Below are 21,130 nucleotides of genomic sequence, written 5' to 3' on the forward strand. Positions count from 1 at the left end.
TCCATTATCAAGAATAAAAACAAAAAGCGGGAAAAAATTCCCGCCTTTATTATTTCTTTCCAGTCAGCCACTGGTCTTGCAGTTTCTGTTCTGCCGGACTAGGATTCGCTTTAAACTGAAGGTTTTCTATAGTCAGTTTATCCAGGATTGCTTTTCCTTTAAGGGATAATTTTTCGGTTTTATCACCATTCTTTCTCAGAATAGTTACCGTAACGTTCTGACCGTCTTTAATAGTTTTAGAATAACTGATAAAATCCTGTACATTTTTGATATCGACGGTTTTACCATCTAATGCCAGAATTTCATCCGTGATTTTAAATCCTATACTTTTTGCAAATGACGATAACGCTGAGTTTTCATCAAAGATAAAAGTTTTGTTCTTTTCGTTATATCCTGTCTGATTCGGATCTTTGATAAACCAGAAAAGAGGTGGGACTTCCTGTTTCTTTACTTCTACCCCTACCATATTCAGGTATTCGGCATATGGAGTCGGCTGGCTTCCTGCAATATATTTGGTATAGAAATCCTTGATTTGAGGATAACCGGTTACCGTTACCAGTTCATCAATAAGTTTATCATCTTTAAAAGGCTTATTTTCTCCAAATCGTTGAGACAGCTTTCGGATCATATCGCGGTAGCCCATTTCTCCATTAGAAAGTTTTCTCAGCTCAATATCCAGACACATAGCAAGAAGGGTTCCCTTTTCATACACATTTCTGTACTGATCTTTATATGGCTCCTGCAATACATTTTTACTCATCACCGTAAACGGCATCGTATCATCGTAATTTTTAGAATTGGTAATTTTTTCACCGATTCTCTGTAAAAATTCATCCTTATTGATAAGACCTTCCTGAATCTGGAATAAATTCGCAAAATATTCCGTTCCGCCTTCATACATCCAAAGGTGCTGCGACATTTTAGGATCTGCATAATCGAAATAATGAATCTCTTCAGAATGCGTTTTCAAAGGATTTACCGTATGGAAAAACTCATGGGAAACAACGTCCGTAATCGTTTTATCGATGGCATCTTTCGGCATCATTTCAGGAAGAACCACACTGGTAGATTCATGATGCTCCAAAGCTCCGAATCCTTTGATCTGCGGTCCGTCTGTTCCTGCAAGATAAAGCATGATCGCATATTTCTTATTAGTATTCATATCACCCAGGAATTTCTTTTGGGCAACTACCATTTTCTCTAAGTTATCCTTAAAATCTGCCGCTTTATATTTCCCTGTCGGAGAATAAACGCCTAGCACAAGATCCATTCCGCCTGCATTAAAGGTGATATAATCCGGTTTGGTATACATTAGCGGAGAATCTGTTACCTTGGCGTAGTTGGCCAAAGTATACGTATCTGTAGATTCAGATTTATCCTGATCAACTAAAGCAGTTGTTCCATAGAAATCGGTAGGTTTCTGGATTACGAGTTGATAAGGGACATCCTGCATATTATCAATGTATCCGATAAAACCATGGGTATTGATCAGATATACTTTACCCTGTTCGATATCAGTTCCGGAAGGGGAGAATACCGCTTTATGCTTTGAAGTATCTATCTCATCATCAAAACTGTCATTAACCAGATACGTGATTTTACTTAAGTTCTGGGCATTTTTAAGAGAATACGTATTGTCATTCACTTTCGTAAAAGCCAGTTCTCTTCCTTTATTATCAAAAAATTTGATGCCTTCTATAAACCTTCCATAATCATCCAGAGAATACGTCCCGGGAACAGTTTTCGGAAAATGAAACTTAACGTCACCGGATTTCATTTTCGGAAATTCCATGGTAACAGCCACTTTATCGTCCTTTACATTCACCAGATCGATATTGGTTTTAATAGATTGGGCAGTGGCCAGAAAAGAGGCGGCCATACCTAAGCTAAGTGCAATTTTTTTCATTGAGTCTGAATTATAGTTAAGTAGTTGTTTTAAATTTCAATTCGTTACGGATTACAGTATTAAACTTTTCTTAATTTTTAATAAAAGCTAAAAAATTAGCCTTGCATATGGAATTATTCTCCTTGTATGATTATTGTACAGAAGTATAATTGATATAATAATTGGGATTAAACTGAACCGGTGTTCCTTTTTTCAAGGATACGGTCTGCCAGCTTTCCGTAGGATTAATGGTTTGTTCACCATCAATTCTGATAGGAAGTTTAAAATTCTCAACCACATTCGTATAACGGAATTTTAAAACGTTTCCGTTTTGAGAATATTCCAGGGTCGGAATTTTGATCGTTCTCAGATACTGGTTAAATACGCTCGAGAAATCAATGCCTGATTTCGAAGAAATATAATTTTCAATCTGCTCTGTGGTTACCGTCTGATGATAAAATTCCTTGCTGAGTCCTCTTAAGATTTGTCTGAATTTTTCATCGTTGTTGATCACTTGCCTGATGGTGTGAAGCATGCTGGCTCCTTTATTATACATATCACCGCTGCCTTCATTTTTTACACCGTATTTTCCGATGATAGGAATGTCATTATCAATTTTTTTACGAAGTCCTATTGCATACATTTCTGATGACTTTTTATCCATATATTTTTCCGTAAAAAGCACTTCGGAATACATGGTAAAACTCTCGTGAATCCACATATCAGCCTGATCCTTAGCGGTAATGTTGTTAGCAAACCATTCATGCCCGCTTTCGTGGACAATAATATAATCCCAGTTCAGTCCGACTCCTGTTCCGGAAAGATCCCTTCCGCGGTAACCGTTCTGATACCCGTTTCCATAGGCTACGCTGCTTTGGTGCTCCATTCCGAGATACGGAGACTCTACGATTTTATAAGAATCTTCATAAAAAGGATAAGGTCCAAACCAATATTCAAAGGCCGAAAGCATCGGTTTCACCTGCTCGAATTGCTTTTTTGCTTTGTCCAGATTATAATCCAGTACCCAGTAGTCCAGGTCCAGTTTTCCTTTTTCTCCGTTAAAGGTATCTTTGAAATTCACATATTTGCCGATATTCGGGATAATAGAATAAAGGTTGATGGGATTTTTAACTTCCCAGGTAAAAATATTTTTCCCGCCTTCCGTTTTTTTATTGATCAATCTTCCGTTTCCAACCCCTACCAGATCCTGCGGGGTAATAATTTTCATGATGACGCCATTTTCAGGTTCATCACTCCAGATATCTTTTGTCGGAAGCCAGACAGACGCTCCGATTGCTTCATCTGCAACGCTGATCCACGGATTTCCGTTATGATCTTTGGTAAAGACCCAACCGCCATCCCATGGCGCATTTTTAGCGATTCTAGGGTTCCCGGAATAGGCAATATCGATGGTGAATTTTTCTCCTTTTTTAAATTTTTTCTTCGTGGTGATAAAGATGAAATCTCCATCCTGTTTGTAAGAGGCTATCGCAAAGCTGGCTTCTATTTTATCTGCTTTCATAGGCTGCAGCAAATCAATTTGGAATACAGGATTGGTAACATCTTTTATAATTTCAAAGCTGATCCTGTTACTTCCTTTAATACTCTTCGAATCAAAATCAGGCTCTACAGAAAGTTCATATTTTTTGACATCCCAAAAGTTACGGAATGACGTATTAGAACCCTTTAAAGTATCTTGTTTGGTGAAGTTTTCAGGCTGCTCTAAGACTTGTCCGAAAATAAGTCCTGATGCAAATAAAAGAGTGTATGACAGCTTTTTCATTTATAAATTAAATTAATCTACCCAAAAGTAGAAAATTTAATGCCAATTGACGTAAAAATAAATAAGTTTACGTCAATTGCATGAAACGGAATCGTTTGAAAATGCTGAAGGTCAGATATGCTAAAGGCTCCCATATTTTAAGATCTATAAAATATGGGAGCCTTTAAAAATGCTATGGTAAAGGGTAATTATCTCTTGAAATTACCTGTATAATGATCATTTATTCCTGTACTGCCGGAAGATTTCCTTCTCTTTTCTGAACCTTTTTGTACGTATAGGCACACATAATGATACTGAATTCATATAATAAAAGCAGCGGCATTGCAGCCATAATCATACTTAAAACATCTGCAGGAGTAATGATTGCTGCAACCACCATAATAAGAACAATGGCATGTCTTCGGTACGTCCTCATGAATTTAGGATTTAGAATCCCAATACTCGTAAGGAAATAAATAAGGATCGGAAAAAGAAAAACAATTCCCATTCCCAATACAACCTGTAAAAATAATGTCGTGTAATCACTTAAATCATATAGAGGAATGATGATATCGGAAATCTTAAAAATAACCCCAAAATTCACTGCAAAAGGAAGGATTAAAAAATATCCGCATAAAACACCTGTCATAAACAGAATCCATACAGAATTGATGATAAAGATTGAATTTTTTCTTTCTCTGGGATGCAAAGCCGGACCGATAAAACGCCACAATTCCCATACAATATAAGGAAATGCGGCTACGATTCCCCCAAAAATGGAAACCGCCATCATGACATTAAACTGCTGGTAAAGTCTTTGGACACGTACAGGGAATTCCTTAGGAAGATGAATGCTGTCTTCTCCCAAAATCATTCTGGAAAAATGATTCACAATCTTAAAAGTTGGAAAATCATTTCTTGTAGGACCGAAAAAGATATGGTCCATGATCCAGTTAATATTAAAACCAACAATAAAAGCAGCAATTATGATTGCGATCATTGAGCGGACAAGATGGCCTCTTAATTCTCCAATATGTCCAAGAAAGGACATTTCTTTACCTTCACTCACAGAATAAATTTTTAAGATTTCAAATTTATGAAAAATGTTTGAGTAAAGCGGGAAGTTTCCTAAGAGAAGATGGAAGTTTAGAAATTAAAAACTTTCCTTCTGATCTTACGATGAAGATGTTTGAATATCAATTTTCACTTTCAGGCTTCCGGCCTAATTAATTCCTTCATCAAGGAGCTTGTGAAGGTCAATAATTCCGAAGTATTTTCCGTTTTCTGTAACGATAAGCTGCCCGATGTTATTCTCTTTTAAGATCTTCATGGCTTCTTTTGCCAGTGTATCTTTTTCTATTGTTTTCGGGTTGGCAGACATGATATCTTTAGCCGAAATCGTAGTAATATCACTTCCGTTCATCAGCATTCTTCGTAAATCACCGTCGGTAATTACTCCAATAATTTTTTCCTGATCGGTTACCACTGTAATTCCATGGCTGGAAGCACTGATTGAAATGATCACATCTCTAACGGGGGCATCTTCAGTAACCTGAGGCTTTTGCGGAGAAACGAACTGATCTACTTTTGAGATTAAATTTTTACCCAAACTTCCTCCCGGGTGGAATTTCGCAAAATCATTGGCTTTAAAATCATTCAATTCCATTAAAGCAATTGCCAGAGCGTCTCCTAAAACCATTTGCAGGGTAGTAGAGCTGGTGGGTGCCAGTTTGTTAGGACATGCTTCCATATCTACATGGGTATTCAAAATGACTTCCGAAAATTCGGCAAGTTTACTGCTCTTATTTCCGGTCATTCCGATTAAAGCGGAAGAATAGCTCTTTAAATAAGGAACAAGCGTTGCAATTTCAGGAGAATTTCCGGAATGAGAAATACAAAGAACGACATCCTGTTTTTGAATAACCCCCAAATCACCATGAATAGCTTCCGAAGCATGAAGAAACTGGGAAGGTGTACCGGTAGAATTTAAAGTCGCAACAATTTTATTTCCGACATGGGCAGATTTACCAATTCCTACAACAATTAATTTACCTTCGGCGGAATGGATGATCTCTACTGCTTTTGCAAAATCATCATCAATTCTGTTTTTTAATTTTTCAAGTTCAGAAATCTCTATTTCCAACGTACTTTTGGCTATTGAAATAATATGGGCTCTTTCCATTTTTATTTTGATGGGGTCTACAAATTTTATTTTATGAGTTATACAAAAAATCCACTAAAAAACGTTATATTTAAAAAAGAATATTTAATATAAATTTTATTTTTTATAAATTCGTTCGCTTTTATTTTAAGTGAATTTTTTATAACTTTGGGATAGATGCAAATTTAGCAATAGAAAATTAGATGAGCGCAAAAAAAGCCAATTTATCAGGCGAATTGAAAAAGTATTTCGGGTTTTCTACTTTTAAAGGCCAACAAGAACTAATCATAGAAAACCTGTTAGAAGGGAAGGATATTTTTGTTCTGATGCCGACGGGAGGAGGTAAGTCATTATGCTACCAGCTTCCGGCTCTTATATCAGAAGGTACGGCAATTGTAGTTTCGCCCTTAATAGCGTTAATGAAGAATCAGGTGGATGCGGTAAACGGTCTTTCGTCCGAGGATGGGGTAGCCCATGTTTTAAACTCTTCATTAAATAAAACGCAGACCAAGCAAGTCTTCGATGACATTAAAAGCGGGAAGACCAAACTCTTATATGTAGCTCCGGAATCTTTAATTAAAGAAGATTATCTGGATTTCCTGAAAGATGTTAAAATTTCTTTCTTTGCTATCGATGAGGCACACTGTATTTCAGAATGGGGGCATGATTTCAGACCCGAATACAGGAATTTGAAATTTATTATAGACAAAATAGCTGATGTTCCGGTTATAGCACTAACGGCTACCGCGACTCCTAAAGTTCAGGATGATATCCAGAAAACATTAGGAATGGCAAATGCACTTGTGTTTAAAGAGAGTTTCAACCGTCCGAATCTGTACTATGAAGTACGTCCAAAAGTAAATGTAGATAAGGAAATCGTTCGGTTTATCAATCAGCATAAAGGAAAATCAGGAATTGTTTATTGTTTGAGTCGTAGGAAAGTTGAGGAATTTGCTCAGCTTCTGCAGGTAAACGGAGTGAATGCACTTCCTTATCATGCCGGACTTGATCAAAAAGTAAGAGTGGCTAATCAGGATAAATTTCTGATGGAAGAAGCTGACGTGATCGTAGCGACGATTGCATTCGGGATGGGAATTGACAAACCGGATGTGAGATTTGTGATTCATTATGATTTTCCAAAATCATTGGAAAGCTATTATCAGGAGACGGGAAGAGCAGGGAGAGATGGCGGTGAAGGCCATTGTCTGGCGTTCTATGATCCGAAAGATATTGAAAAACTGGAGAAATTCCTTGCACAAAAGCCTGTTTCTGAAAGAGAAATCGGTCTGCAGCTTCTGAATGAAGTAGTAGGCTATGCTGAAACCTGCATGAGCAGAAGACAGTATATCCTGTATTATTTTGGTGAAAATTTTGATCCGGTAACCGGAGACGGAGCCAACATGTGCGATAATGCATCCAATCCTCCTACGCTGAAAGATGCTTCTAAAGATCTTAAAAAAGTATTGGAATTAATCAGAGATACAGGTGAGAAATTCAAGTCTAAAGATTTAATTTCCGTTATTGTAGGGAAAGAAAATGCAGTAACCAAATCCTATAAGATGGAAAAAGAATCTTATTTTGGCTTTGGAAAACATGAAAAAGATAATTACTGGAAAACGATTTTAAGACAGGCTACCGTTCAGAATTTCCTGATAAAGGATATCGAAACCTATGGTGTCTTAAAAATTTCCGAAAAAGGACAATTGGCTTTACAAGATAAAAAAGCTCCAACCTTTTTAATTGCTGAAGACAGGGAATTTGATTTAAGCCAGACTAAAGCGGACAGTGATCAGATTCAGATGCAGGCGAGTGGCGGATTAGACCAAAACTTATTCGGTCTGTTGAAAGACCTGAGAAAAAAAGTAGCCAAAAAATACGGAATCCCACCTTATACGGTATTTATGGATCCCAGTTTGGAGGATATGACGGTTCAGTACCCCATTACGGTGGAGGAAATTGCCAAAATCTATGGAGTAGGTGAAGGTAAAGCGAAAAAATATGGTAAAGAATTCGCAGACTTCATCAAAATCTATGTAGAAGACAACAATATCGAACGTACCCAGGATATGATCCTGAAACAAGTGGCTAATAAATCCAGCCATAAAGTATTCATCATTCAGAGTACGGATAAAAAAATTGATCTTGAAGATATCGCAAGAGCCAAAAATCTTTCGATGAATGATTTATTGAAAGAAATGGAACGAATTGTATATCAGGGTACCAAACTGAATATCGATTATTATATTGAAGATAATTTCGATGAAGATATCGTAGACGGTTTCATGGAGTTTATGAACGACTCTGAAAGCGATAGTATGAAAATCCTGCTGGATGAATTTGGAGATGAACTTTCTGATGAAGAAGTGAGAATGTTAAGAATTAAATTCATTAGCGATGTTGCTAATTAAAAAAAATATCAACCTTACCTGATTGTAGGTGAGGTTTTTTACTAAGATGAAAAAGATTTCTGTTATGTTTATTCTGCCGGATTTAGAAACCGGAGGTGCAGAAAGAATTATTACTACCATTGCGAACCATCTTTCCCGAGATCGGTTTGAACCTAAGATTTTGCTTCTTCGCAAGCGGGGCGGCTACCTTAGCCTTCTTAAAAACGATGTGGAGATTATTGATATCAATACGGAAAGGATCAGACATTCTCTGAAGCCGATATTATCCGAGATCTATCGCAGAAAACCGGATATTGTGTTTTCCGGATACGGAGAAGTAAATGCCTATTTATCATTATTTATCAAGCTTTTTCCAAGGACAAAATTTATTGCCCGGGAAACCAATGTCGTTACCCAGCATGTTACTAGAAAAGAGATAAAATTCTTTTATAATTTTTACAATAACTATCAGAGAATCATTGCTCAAAGTGATGATATGATGAAAGATCTTACCAAGAATTTTAACATCAAATCGGATAAGATTATTAAAATAAACAATCCGGTAGACTTTGAGTTTATTGATCAGAAATTATTAACTTCCAAAAAGCCTGAAAGTTTTAAATATAACTTCAAAAATGTTGTAGCCATTGGCAATTTATCCTCCAGAAAAGGTTTTGATAATTTGCTGAAGGTCTTTTCAAGGCTTAAAAATGAAAATATATTACTGCATATCCTGGGCGATGGTCAGGACCGGGAAATTCTGCATCAGATGAAGGAATTTTTGGGACTAAAGAATGTATTTTTTCACGGCAGGCAGGATAATCCTTATGAGTTTTTGAAATATGCAGACCTCTTTATTCTTTCCTCAAGATATGAAGGCTTTCCGAATGTACTATTGGAAGCAGGAGCCTGCGGAACCTATTCATTGGCCAATAACTGTCCCGGAGGAATCAATGAAATCATCCAGTCCCGTGTCAACGGAGAAGTATCAGATATTGAAAACCATGAAGATTTTTCTCAGCATATTATGAGGATTCTGCATCAGAGCTATGATAAAGACGCTATTAAAAACTCGATCAGATCAAGATTTGCAAAAGATATTATTTTAGACAGATATGAGAAAGTATTGCTGGATCTGATGAACAAATAAAATAACTGTTTTTTATTTGTTCTTTTCGCTGATTTTACAAATCAATGATGCTCATGTTTTAGAAAATTAGCGTAATCCGTTGAATTTGCGAGAGCATCCGAGTTTCAAAATTATAAAACCTATTTGATTCGGAAATAGGTGCAGATTCTTATATTTCCTTACCTTTGAAGTCATTAATTATATTAAAAAATCAATCTTCAATCCATGAAAAAGATCCCGAAACTAGGATGTATCTGCGAAAAACCACCGATGAATCACAATGATTATAGAAGCTCCGAAGTAGGAATAGATCGTACCAACGGAAGATATGGAGAGGTAAGTATTCAGCAGTGCAAACTTTGCCAGAGGATATGGGTTCATTATCTTGCGGAATTTGAACACTATTCCCATTCAGGAAGATGGTACAAAGGGATTGTTGCTAAAAAAGATCTTTCAGGAATTACCCCTGAAAATGCGGTAGCCTATCTGGAAAGCCTTGAGTGGTATTTGTATGGCGGTTCATTTTTTGGAAATACTGTTGAATTCGGGCAGGGGAAAGTGAATGTAGATTCATAAAATTTTTAAATTACATGAAAACTTTCGATGGGAAAAATTGATAAAACTCACTTTGGTTCTTGCTAATTTATATGTAAATTTGTAAGAATTAAGAAAGATAATAATAAACAAATTCATAAAATAACATGAGTCAATTCGATGTTACCGTAATAGGTTCTGGTCCTGGTGGTTATGTTGCTGCAATTCGTGCTGCGCAATTAGGCTTCAAAACAGCAATTATTGAAAAATATCCAACGTTGGGAGGAACTTGTCTTAATGTAGGATGTATTCCTTCAAAAGCACTTCTGGACAGCTCTGAGCACTTCGAAAATGCAAAACATAATTTTGCAGGTCACGGAATCATTATCAATGAGCCGCAGGCAGATATTGCAAGAATGGTTGAGCGTAAAAACGAAGTGGTAGATCAGACAACCAAAGGGATTAACTTTCTAATGGACAAAAACAAGATTACTGTTTTTGAAGGAGTTGGAAGTTTCGAATCTGCAACTCAGATCAAAGTAACGAAAAAAGATGGTTCTTCTGAAACAATCGAATCAAAATATACGATCATTGCTACAGGCTCCAAGCCGTCTTCACTTCCATTTATCACTTTAGATAAAGAAAGAGTGATTACTTCTACCGAAGCATTAAACCTTAAAGAAATCCCTAAACATTTAGTGGTTATCGGAGGTGGTGTAATCGGTCTTGAATTAGGTTCTGTCTATTTAAGATTAGGGGCTCAGGTAACGGTTGTTGAGTTTATGGACAAGATCATTCCTGGAATGGACGGTGCATTAAGCAAAGAATTGACGAAAGTGCTGAAAAAGCAGGGAATGAAGTTCATGCTTTCTACAGCGGTTTCTGCGGTTGAAAGAAACGGAGATTCTGTAAAAGTTACGGCTAAAGATAAAAAAGGAGAAGAAGTAGTGGTAGAAGGAGATTACTGTTTAGTTTCCGTAGGAAGAAAACCTTACACAGACGGTCTTGGTCTTGAAAAAGCAGGCGTTGAACTGGATGAAAGAGGAAGAGTAAAAACAAATGACCACTTACAGACTAATGTTGCTAACATTTATGCCATCGGAGATGTGATTAAAGGCGCAATGCTTGCTCACAAAGCTGAAGAAGAAGGTGTTTTGGTAGCAGAACAATTGGCTGGTCAGAAACCACATATCAACTATAACTTGATTCCAGGAGTTGTTTATACATGGCCTGAAGTTGCTGGAGTAGGTAAAACCGAAGAGCAGTTGAAAGAAGAAGGAGTAGCTTACAAAGTAGGTTCTTTCCCGATGAGAGCATTAGGAAGAAGCCGTGCAAGTGGAGATGTTGATGGTTTGGTTAAGATCATTGCTGATGAAAAAACAGATGAGGTATTAGGAATGCATATCATTGGAGCAAGAGCTGCCGATTTGATCGCAGAAGGTGTTATCGCTATGGAATTCCGTGCAAGTGCTGAAGATATTGCAAGAAGTTCTCATGCTCACCCAACGTATGCAGAAGCTATTAAAGAAGCTGCATTGGATGCGACAGGTAAGAGATCGATCCATATGTAATCACTATTGAATAATAAAATTCAAGAATTATAGATAAAGAGAAACCAATTAATGGTTTCTCTTTTTTTTGGCATAGAAATGGAGATTGACGTAATAAATGTAACCATGAAGAATATTTTTATGAATTTATTGCTTTTGGTAGGAATAAATTCATTTGCCCAGGAAGCAGGAAAAGCAGGTGAACTTTTGAAAAATGAAGTTTCCACCATCGAAAAACAAACTCCCGGAAATGCAGAGAGAAGAAACAGAAATTCTGATTTTTCCAGGTCTGATAAGGGCAACACTCAAAACAGCACGAAAAAAAATCCAAATTATCAGTGGAACCAGAATTACGGGTATGCAGAAGTTTTTGTAAGAATACCAGAACAGGGCTTTTTCACCGTTGAGGTTGATGACCAGGCTATTTCAAATGCCTCCGGGAAATACCGTTTTTTTGATTTGCAGGCAGGTAAAATTCCGATTTCAATTTATGATAACGGATATCTGATTTATAAAACTACCCTTAGACTCAGAAACAATAACAGAATGGTGCTGGATTTCTTCACGGATAAAGGTCTGTATCTGTTGGATTCTTATCCCGTGCAAAATCAGTCCTATGGTTTTAATGACTGGAACGATATCTGGAATAATCCGTACGGGAATCAGCCGGGAAATGGATATCCATCCGGAAATGTAATGGATAATAACACCTTCATGCAGTTTTTCCAGATGTTGCAAAAAAATGAAAAATTTGATGACGGAAAAATTACGATGATCAGACAGCAAACGAATACTACATCATTTACTTCCCAACAGATAAGAGATCTGGTGAAATCTTTGAGTTTCGATAAAAACAGACTGATGATGGCGAAGCTGCTATACCGTCAATGTGCAGATAAAAACAAGTATTTTCTGGTGTATGACGCATTTGACTTTGACAGCAGCAAAAGGGAACTGATGGAATTCATCACCCAATCATAAATTCTACAAAGAGAAAAAGATTTCAATTCATTTTTGATATAATTAATCGATTATTTCTGTTATTAAGCCCAATTCAATAGAGTTGGGCTTAATAATTATAATATTTTCTGTTAATTTCGTAAAAAATACATTTTAAGAGTATTTTGTTATTATTGTTGAGATTAGTGTATATTTATATGATATGTTGAGCATTTCGTAATAATATGGCGTTAATTTTAATTCAATTTATAGTGAAATTTATAGACCATGAAAAATGTCACAAAAAAACTTTCATTTCTTATCTTTATTTAGAAAAATTATAAATAATTTTGCCAAAAATTGTTAAAATTGAAGAAGAGAGTTTTACTTCTTGCTTTTCAGTTTGTTATCCTTTCCGTAAGTGGTCAGACTTTGACCGGGATTGTGGTGGCAGCAGATAACAAGAAGCCTATTTCGGGAGTCAAGGTCGGTATTGAAAATACCGGTATCTGGACGGTAACCGATAATTCAGGTGTATTTCAGATTAATTATAATACCAGTGAAACCTTAGTTTTCTCAAGATCGGGGCTGCTGGAAGAAAAGAAAACCTATATCACAGTTCCGGCTAACCGGATTACAGTTGAGATGAAGGTGGCTTCCATCCGAATCGATGAAGTATCGCTTTCAGCCAAAAAGAAGAATTATTCTGAAATCGAGATCAAAGAAGAAGCCCTGAAGAATATCCAGGCATTTTCACTGAACGAAGTATTGGAACAAATTCCGGGGCAGAAGCTGCAAAATCTTAACCTTAACGAATTTAAACCTATTGTATTCCGTTCAATTCTTCCTACAAGTGTAACGGATGAAGGGTTTGGAAATAAATCTTTTGGTACTGCCATTGTGGTAGACGGTATCCCGATTTCCAATAACGAGAATATGCAGAGTTACACTGGGAACTATTCTCCTATTTCCAGAAGTTTGGAACACGAGGGTGCTGTGTTCTCTCCCAATACCATTGGTTTTGGGGTGGGCAGCGGCTATTTTTCCAATACGAATTACGGTGTTGACTTAAGGGAAATCCCGGTTGATAACATCGAAAGTGTAGAAGTGGTACAGGGAATTCCTTCTGCAAAATACGGGGATCTGACTTCCGGTTTGGTAACGATTCAGCAAAAAAGCGGAAGAACGCCGTACAGAGCTTATCTTTCTTTAAGGGATGGTACACAGGAATATAATATCAACAAAGGATTTCAGATCAATGAGCTATTAGGTTTCATAAATGTAAATGTGAATTATCTGAGTTCAAATTCTGAGCCCAGAACCAAGTTCAACAACTACCAAAGGATAGCCACCAATTTGATGTGGACGGTGTACGGCAAAAACAAAAGAATCAGCAATTCATTGTCTGTAGATTATGGAAATAATTTTGATAACGCCAATTTCGAGGAAGAGGATGAAAGTAAACTGATTGTTAAAAATAAGAAACAGGATATTCGTATCTCCAACCGATTCAACTGGAGGTTTAAAGATTCTTTTTTTGATAATTTAAATATTAATGCCAACTATTCACAAGCTTCTCAGAATTCTTTTAAATCCCAGATTCTAAATAATGGAGGGAAGCTTGTTGGGACAAGTATTAGCGAAGGCGTATACACTGCGACCTATTCTCCACCCAACTATACGCAGGTTCAGGAAGTGGAAGGAAAACCTATTTCGATGTTCTTTTCTGCGGATCTGAAGAAAAATATAAAAACAAAAACCAATTGGATTCATAACGTTTTGATCGGAACTTCGGTGAGAAGCAGCGACAATAAAGGAAGAGGAAGATTGGGAAGTCCGGAAACGATCTTAACTCAATTTTCCGGAGGTGGTCAGGCCTTCAGACCTTATAATTTTGGAGAAAATGTGAGAGCAGAATATCAGTATTCTCTGTATGCTGAAGATAATTTGTACAAAAGGTTTGGGAACTATATCTTCAATATGAATGCAGGATTACGATTCGACAATCAGTTTGGAGCTTCTGTTTTACAGCCCAGAATTAATTCCTACTTAATTTATAAGAATTTCAAGATCAGAGGAGGTTTCGGTATTTCTTCAAAGGCTCCGGGAATCAATATGATTTATACAGGACCAAGATATTATGATGATGTTTTGGCAGATGTTCGTTTACCTGGTTATTATAACCTTGGGGTTATGCAGACTTTTGTAGATTATGCAGATAATAAAAATTTAAAACCTTCTAAAAGTGTACGTTCGGAAATAGGGTTGGATTATAAATTTCCTTTTGGGAATATAGGATTAACAGCCTATTACAATAATTTATATGATGGTTTTACGAATGAATATTTTGCAGGTAAAAGAGGGGCTGCACAGCTTCAGATCAATTACAACGGCACTAATACTCCTACGTATGATATAACAGGATATAAAGACTATTATTACCTTCAAAATAGGATTGTTAATAATTTAAAATCCAAAGATAAGGGACTGGAGCTGATGGTGGGACTTAACAAACTTCCAGTGAAGAACGTGAGTTTAGATATCACCGGAGGATATGTAGATACAAGGAATAATTCGAATACGGATCGTTATTTTATTTCTACAACGATTACTCAGGAAGCGATCTATGGTGTTTACAAACCTTATGAAACTAAGTACAAACAGTTTAATATCGGAGCTGCTTTAAATTATCACTTACCTAAAGCTGGCTTAGTGATCACATTAAGAACTCAGCACTTTATTATTGATGATAAACTGCAGTATAATCCAAGAATATTATATGCTTACATCAATAAAGACCTGGAAAAAGTAATGCTGACGCAGGATGAGATCAATGATCCGACGAAATTCGCCAATATTAAGACCACCAATATGGACGAAATCAACCAGAAGCTGGGAAAGGTATTTCATAATTTTAACCTAAAGATTTCTAAAGATTTCCAGAATGGATTTAGATTTTCTTTCTATGCCAACAATTTCCTGGATCTTAAACAAACACAGATTACCTATACGAGCGGAAGACCTGTTGAATCTTTGAAGACAGATTTATTAAATCTTTCATTCGGTGCTAAAATAGAATATCAATTTTAAAAATTACTTATAAAATAAAGACTATGAAACAGCTATTGAGCTTTTTAACCATCATGTTATTGCTGATTTCCTGCAGGGATGATGATTTTGGAGGCAACGGTGCCAATCTTCAACCGACAAGCTTCAGAGTAGAAGTAAAATATGATTCGAACTACGGTTCTTTGCATGCTAAAAATGCGACGGTGGTTTTAACCAATAATAATTCCGGAGATACCTACACCCAAACCAGTGATGCCAATGGTTTTGCTAATTTTGAAAGTGTAATTCCGGGAACGTATAAGGTGACGGTGGCTAAAAAAATGCTGGCCAACGAATTCAATACAACATTTGGATACAGCGCTCCTGTTTCTGAAATCAGTTTTAATGGGATCCAGGAAAATGCCACCATCAATGTCAACGTACAGACTACCTTCATTGAACTGAAAGGGGCAAGAATTGGGGATTTACTGATCAAACAGATTTCTTATGCAGGTTCTAATGCCATACAGGGTGCCGGATTCAGAGATCAGTTTATAGAACTTTATAATAATTCAAATGAAGTTATCTATGCCGATGGATTATACATTGCTCAGCTGTATGGTAAAGTAAATACAGCGACCAATAATAGTTATTCACAGGCCAACGGTCAGTATGACTGGAGTAAATCTATAGGCATGACATTAGGAAGTGCCGCCAATACAGATTATGTGTATGCAGATTATGTGATCAGAATTCCTGGAAATGGAGCTCAATATCCTATTTTCCCGGGAGAAAGTATGGTGATTGCACAAACAGGAATCAATCATAAAGCGCCTTTGGTAGACAATACCGGAAGTCCGATTACAGTTCAAAACCCTGCTTTAACGGTTGACTTAAGTACTTCTGATTTTGAAGTGTATCTGGGGAATTTCAACCTATCGGTTGGGGAACCTGTGTACAAATTTGATATCCAGAATCCGGCAGTGAAAGATATGGAAATTGCCTACTGGGGAAGACCTGGATATTCTAACGGAAATAATGATCTTATTTTTGATACGCTGGGAAGAGACAGCTTTGTGATTTTCAGAACCGATAAATTTAGTCTACTTCCGAATTATGCAGATCCTTCTTTTGCGGCTATTACTTCAAGTACCAAATTCTATGTACAGATCCCGAACAGTACTATTATCGATGGGGTAGAACTACAACATTACAATCCGAATTCTCAAAGACCTAAAATGTTGAATGCTTCTATAGACGCTTCATCTGTAGCTTGTGATGCTTCATTTAATTCTCAGGCTGTGATCAGAAAAACAAAAGAAGAGATTACACTTCCTAATGGTTCAAAGAGAAAAGTGTTGGAAGACACCAATAATTCGGCGAATGATTTTGTAAAACAAACGGCTAATCCAAGAGGATTCCAACAATAATTAATTAATGAAATTCAAGACTTTTTATATCGCATCTTTTCTGTCATTCGGTTGGGCTTCGGCACAGCTGAATGACAGCATCTTTATCCCCAGAAATCAATTTTACTATAATCAGGTGGAGAGCGTTTGGGATAATCCAATTCAGTTCTCAAAGCAGAAATTTTCAGACTTTACAGAAACAGAACTTAGCGCTACGGTAAAAGAACTGAATATGAAAAGAGTTCAGACCGCAGAGAGTTCCAGCCAGTTTGGGTTTAAAACGCAGGGTATTTATAATATTTCAGAAAAATTGAGGCTTTTGGGAAGCTTTGATTATCAGTTTTTAACGGAGAAAAATTTAGGTTATAATTTGACTACCGATCGAACTGAAAACCAGTTTGTACTGAATCCAAACTACCTATTTGTTCCCAAAAAAGCCAATTGGGAAACCCAGACCTATCACTTGAAAGGAGGATTGTCTTACCAGATATGGAAAGGCTTAGAGCTGGGAGCCTTGGTAGATTACAAAAACCTGAGCTCTTACAGAAAATCTGATCCAAGACCAGAAATTAAAACAGCAGATTATTCCGGTAAAATATTCGCGGGATATCGTTTAGGAAAACATCAGTTATCAGTTTTTGGTGGATTAGGACGAAAAACAGAAACCTATGATATTCTGTCGGTGAACGAAACAATGAATGCACCTTCCAACCCTGAATATTATGTACGGTTTTCAAATGGGTACGGAAGGCAGATTTATTTCCCTTCTTATACGGATTACAGTTACAGAACCGTTGACAAAAACTTTGGGGGAGGATATAGTTTAGAGACTCCTAAAAACTTTTTCAACATCAATTTTACATACAGCAAATCCATGCAGGATCTTTTCGGGAATACCGGAGAAAGAGATGGGAGGACGAGCGGCTATACGTATTTCGACGAAAGTCTGGAAAAGATGAAATACCGTCTTGTTACTTATAAAACCGATGCCAATTATTGGCACAAAGGAGACAAAATGGATTTTACGTCAAACATTAATTTCCAAAGCATCACCGGAGATAATTACAACAATGCTGAATTCGGACAGAATTACAGAATGACTTTAGATAAGTTATCTTCCGTGAACAGCATGATTTTGAAAGAGGATCAAAAGATAAAATTTGGGGCGACTGTGGAAGCGGTTTATAATGATTTCTCAGCTATAGATTTGTTGGGAGTAACGCATAAATATGTGAAAAGCTTAAACCTGAATATAAAATTCAATAAAGATATCTTTTACAGAGATACCCAGAAAGTGAATCTGGAAGTGGGGGCGATGTCTTATTTTCCTGTAAGTGAAAACCTGAAATATGCGGCTGCATCTTCTAATACGCTGCTGTATGATCAGGTAATCAAAAATGACCATGAGTTCGACAGTACTTCAAAATTGGGACCGCAGCTGGGACTTCAGTTTTATCAGAAAGTAAGTGCGAAGACAAACCTGAAAATATTTACTAATTTTGCCACACTGTTTCCGCTGAACAAAAGGTTTGAACAGAATACAGGATATAACGGAAATCCGAACCTGTATTTCAATGCGGGAATATCCCTGTTTTATTAAAAGATGATGAAGTATATTTTGCCCCTGTCGGCAGTTTTGTTTGTAGTGTATTCTTTTTGTGATTTTAAAAGCACTCAAAAAGGGTATACCAACCAGGAACTGAGAGACCTCTATGGAAGCGGAAACCAGAATCTCTGGCCCAAACCGCATTTGTTTGATGATGCTAAAGAAGGTTTTAAAGATATCGGACCCTTATCAGCACCGGAATTTCCAAAGAATAATCCTTATTCAAAGGAGAAAGAGGAGTTGGGGAAAATGCTTTTCTTTGATCCAAGGCTTTCTAAATCCGGACAGATTTCATGTGCGAACTGTCATGACCCGGAACTGGCCTGGGCAGACGGAAGGAGAGTAGCATACGGCCACGACAGGCAGTTAGGAACCAGAAATGCTCCGACGATCCTTAATGTCGTATATGCCAAGGAATATTTTTGGGATGGAAGAGCGACAAGTTTGGAAGAGCAGGCAAAAGCACCGATTGAAAACCCTTTAGAAATGAACTTTCATTCCCGGTTAGCGGTGAAAACAATTGCTAAAATCAAAGGGTATAAAGAATATTTTCAAAAAGCTTTTGGTCAGGATAAAATAACGGAAGAAAACATTACAAAAGCAATTGCCACGTTTGAAAGAACGATTATCAGCCCAAAATCCAAGTTCGATAAGTTTGTAAGCGGTGAGAAATCTGCATTAACTGATTCTGAAATCAATGGTCTGCATTTGTTCAGAACAAAAGCTAACTGCATCAACTGCCACAACACAGCTTATTTCTCTGATCAGAAATTTCATAATTTAGGTTTGACTTATTTCGGAAGGGAATATGAAGATCTTGGTCTGTACAATATCAGCAAGAAAAATGAAGATGTCGGTAAATTTAAGACGCCAACCTTACGGGAAGTTTCAAAAACGGCTCCGTATATGCATAACGGATTGTTTCCCAATATCAGAGGAGTCCTGAATATGTACAATGCCGGAATGCCGAACGAAAAAAGAAACAGAGACAGCCCGCTGGCACCAAAAAAATCACCCATGCTGCAAAAGCTGAATCTTACAGACAGTGAACTCACAGATATCGAAAATTTCCTGAATACGCTGCACAGCTATCAGTACAAGATGAGGGCACCGCAGCTGCCAAAATAATAAAAAAGAGAAGCACATGCTTCTCTTTTTTATCTACATCATTCTAAATTGATCATAGAATGTAGTTTTTTTGAAAGGAGCTATATTAAACTGTATTCCAAAAGTGATTCCTTTAAAATACTTTTCCTTATGAATAGGAAACGCATATCCGGTATTGAGATAGAAGATGCTGAATAAAGAAATTCCTATTCTGGGTTCTATAGAATACGGATTTAAAGATATCCCCAGTAACTGGCCTTTACGATTGGTATAATACATATTGGCTTCCGGTAAGAATTTAGCTTCATCATATACAGAAGTGTATAATAATGAAGCACCGACAATAAAGGATTCGGAAGTGGATTTATTTACTTTATATTCTAAACCTCCCTGTAATACATTTCTTCCGGTATAACGATAGGCCGTACTGATAACCATTTTATCCAGAATTTGTCCCTGCATTGCTGATCCGGTGAATAGAATCAGAAGGGAATAATATAATTTCATAATTTTTGTAACGTTAATATTTTTCAAATGTAGATTTTTATTTAAACATGTTGCAATTTAATAAAGAGAACTGATTATTTACAGCTCGATAATTTTATATTTCCGTACCTTTGCAGACTAATTCTATCATTCAATGCAACTCGGAAAAACTCAGACTTTAAAAATTTCAGAAAAAAATACCTCAGGATGGATCTTAACAGATGATTCAGGCGAAAAAGCATTTTTGCCCAAAATTTTCGTTCAGGATGATAAAGAAGTCGATGATGAGATCGAGGTTTTCGTATATCAGGATGATAATAAATTAAAAGCGACCACTGAAATTCCTTTGGCTGAAGTTGGCCAGTTTGCCGTAATGAGCTGTGTACAAAGTCTTCCAAGCGGAGCATTTATGGACTGGGGAATTATCAAAGACCTTTTCGTTCCTTACAAGCAGCAGAAGTCTAAAATTATTGAAGGTAAAAGATACCTGATTCATTTATATGTAGATGAAGATCTGGAATTAATTACCGGAACAACGAAATTTAAAAGAAACCCGCAATACCAGGATCTGCCGTTTAAGCAAGGCGATAAAGTTGACCTTATTTTAATGAACGAAAGTGAGCTGGGCTGGAATGTTGTAGTCAACAAAGAATATATCGGATTGGTATATGCCTCTGATGTTTTCAAAAAATTATATCCTCTTTCAGAAGAAACCGGTTACATCAAAGCTATTCGTGAGGATGGGAAAATAGATGTTTCCCTGCAGCCTGAAGGATTTGAAAATATTGATGAATTCAAGCAGAAAATACTAGATAAACTGAATGAAAACTACGGACTGCTTTATCTTTCAGACAAATCTTCTCCTGAAGAGATCAAAGAAGAGCTTCACATGAGTAAAAAGAACTTTAAAAAAGCACTTGGAGGACTTTATAAAGATAAGATTGTTGATATCGTAGGCGATAAGATCAAGTTAGTATAAAAAGCAAAAAAGCTGTTTCAATTCTTTTGAAACAGCTTTTTTTATCTCATGTTTTATCTCAACTTAAGTATTAATAGATAAAGAGACGTGTAATCTAACAGGTACTTATATCATTAAGACTTAAATAAGACTGATACTATTCATCAGT

General features: G+C 36.6%; 15 protein-coding genes. 10 read left to right on the top strand and 5 right to left on the bottom strand.

All coding sequences use genetic code 11. The annotated features are described in order from the left end of the window. Positions 1 to 49: 49 nt before the first annotated feature. The 4 genes from SB679_RS00095 to SB679_RS00110 form a co-directional block, all read right to left on the bottom strand. Complete coding sequence (locus SB679_RS00095; protein WP_410700220.1) at positions 50 to 1,906, bottom strand: peptidase M61; 1,857 nt, start codon at positions 1,904 to 1,906, stop codon at positions 50 to 52. A 130-nt stretch (positions 1,907 to 2,036) separates the two neighbouring features. After that, positions 2,037 to 3,668, bottom strand: coding sequence for a M1 family metallopeptidase (locus tag SB679_RS00100; RefSeq protein WP_410700221.1), 1,632 nt, complete (start codon positions 3,666 to 3,668; stop codon positions 2,037 to 2,039). A gap of 220 nt (positions 3,669 to 3,888) precedes the next feature. Further along, positions 3,889 to 4,716: a twin-arginine translocase subunit TatC gene (gene tatC / locus SB679_RS00105; protein ID WP_410700222.1), complete on the bottom strand. Its 828-nt coding sequence runs from the start codon at positions 4,714 to 4,716 to the stop codon at positions 3,889 to 3,891. A gap of 153 nt (positions 4,717 to 4,869) precedes the next feature. After that, positions 4,870 to 5,829, bottom strand: a complete 960-nt coding sequence (locus tag SB679_RS00110) for an SIS domain-containing protein (RefSeq protein ID WP_410700223.1) — start codon at positions 5,827 to 5,829, stop codon at positions 4,870 to 4,872. A gap of 182 nt (positions 5,830 to 6,011) precedes the next feature. Between SB679_RS00110 and recQ the strand changes: the two genes are divergently transcribed. From recQ to SB679_RS00155, 9 genes are all read left to right on the top strand, one after another. Continuing rightward, positions 6,012 to 8,216: a DNA helicase RecQ gene (gene recQ, locus SB679_RS00115; RefSeq protein ID WP_410700224.1), complete on the top strand. Its 2,205-nt coding sequence runs from the start codon at positions 6,012 to 6,014 to the stop codon at positions 8,214 to 8,216. A gap of 46 nt (positions 8,217 to 8,262) precedes the next feature. Beyond that, positions 8,263 to 9,345, top strand: a complete 1,083-nt coding sequence (locus SB679_RS00120; protein ID WP_410700225.1) for a glycosyltransferase — start codon at positions 8,263 to 8,265, stop codon at positions 9,343 to 9,345. Positions 9,346 to 9,549: 204 nt separating this feature from the next. Next, complete coding sequence (locus SB679_RS00125) at positions 9,550 to 9,900, top strand: hypothetical protein (RefSeq protein ID WP_410700226.1); 351 nt, start codon at positions 9,550 to 9,552, stop codon at positions 9,898 to 9,900. Between the two features lie 125 nt (positions 9,901 to 10,025). Further along, on the top strand, positions 10,026 to 11,429 hold the full coding sequence (lpdA, locus tag SB679_RS00130; RefSeq protein WP_410700227.1) for a dihydrolipoyl dehydrogenase: 1,404 nt from the start codon (positions 10,026 to 10,028) through the stop codon (positions 11,427 to 11,429). Positions 11,430 to 11,534: 105 nt separating this feature from the next. After that, positions 11,535 to 12,389 (top strand): DUF4476 domain-containing protein, encoded by an 855-nt coding sequence (locus SB679_RS00135; RefSeq protein ID WP_410700228.1) that lies wholly within the window; start codon positions 11,535 to 11,537, stop codon positions 12,387 to 12,389. A 327-nt stretch (positions 12,390 to 12,716) separates the two neighbouring features. Further along, positions 12,717 to 15,437 carry a TonB-dependent receptor domain-containing protein gene (locus SB679_RS00140; RefSeq protein ID WP_410700229.1) on the top strand — a complete coding sequence of 907 codons (2,721 nt, stop codon included), beginning with the start codon at positions 12,717 to 12,719 and terminating at the stop codon, positions 15,435 to 15,437. A gap of 23 nt (positions 15,438 to 15,460) precedes the next feature. After that, on the top strand, positions 15,461 to 16,825 hold the full coding sequence (locus tag SB679_RS00145; RefSeq protein WP_410700230.1) for a DUF4876 domain-containing protein: 1,365 nt from the start codon (positions 15,461 to 15,463) through the stop codon (positions 16,823 to 16,825). Positions 16,826 to 16,832: 7 nt separating this feature from the next. Beyond that, complete coding sequence (locus tag SB679_RS00150) at positions 16,833 to 18,404, top strand: DUF6850 family outer membrane beta-barrel protein (RefSeq protein ID WP_410700231.1); 1,572 nt, start codon at positions 16,833 to 16,835, stop codon at positions 18,402 to 18,404. 6 nt (positions 18,405 to 18,410) lie between these two features. After that, positions 18,411 to 19,538: a cytochrome-c peroxidase gene (locus SB679_RS00155; RefSeq protein ID WP_410700782.1), complete on the top strand. Its 1,128-nt coding sequence runs from the start codon at positions 18,411 to 18,413 to the stop codon at positions 19,536 to 19,538. 33 nt (positions 19,539 to 19,571) lie between these two features. On the opposite strand, the gene SB679_RS00160 is transcribed toward SB679_RS00155, so the two are convergent. After that, positions 19,572 to 20,024, bottom strand: coding sequence for a hypothetical protein (locus SB679_RS00160; protein WP_410700232.1), 453 nt, complete (start codon positions 20,022 to 20,024; stop codon positions 19,572 to 19,574). A 133-nt stretch (positions 20,025 to 20,157) separates the two neighbouring features. On the opposite strand from SB679_RS00160, the gene SB679_RS00165 reads away from it, so the two are divergent. Next, a complete protein-coding gene (locus SB679_RS00165) occupies positions 20,158 to 20,982 on the top strand; it encodes a S1 RNA-binding domain-containing protein (RefSeq protein WP_410700233.1) in 825 nt (274 codons plus the stop codon). Positions 20,983 to 21,130: the final 148 nt, after the last annotated feature.

It is taken from the genome of Chryseobacterium sp. SIMBA_029, assembly GCF_046535275.1.
Classification (GTDB): domain Bacteria; phylum Bacteroidota; class Bacteroidia; order Flavobacteriales; family Weeksellaceae; genus Chryseobacterium.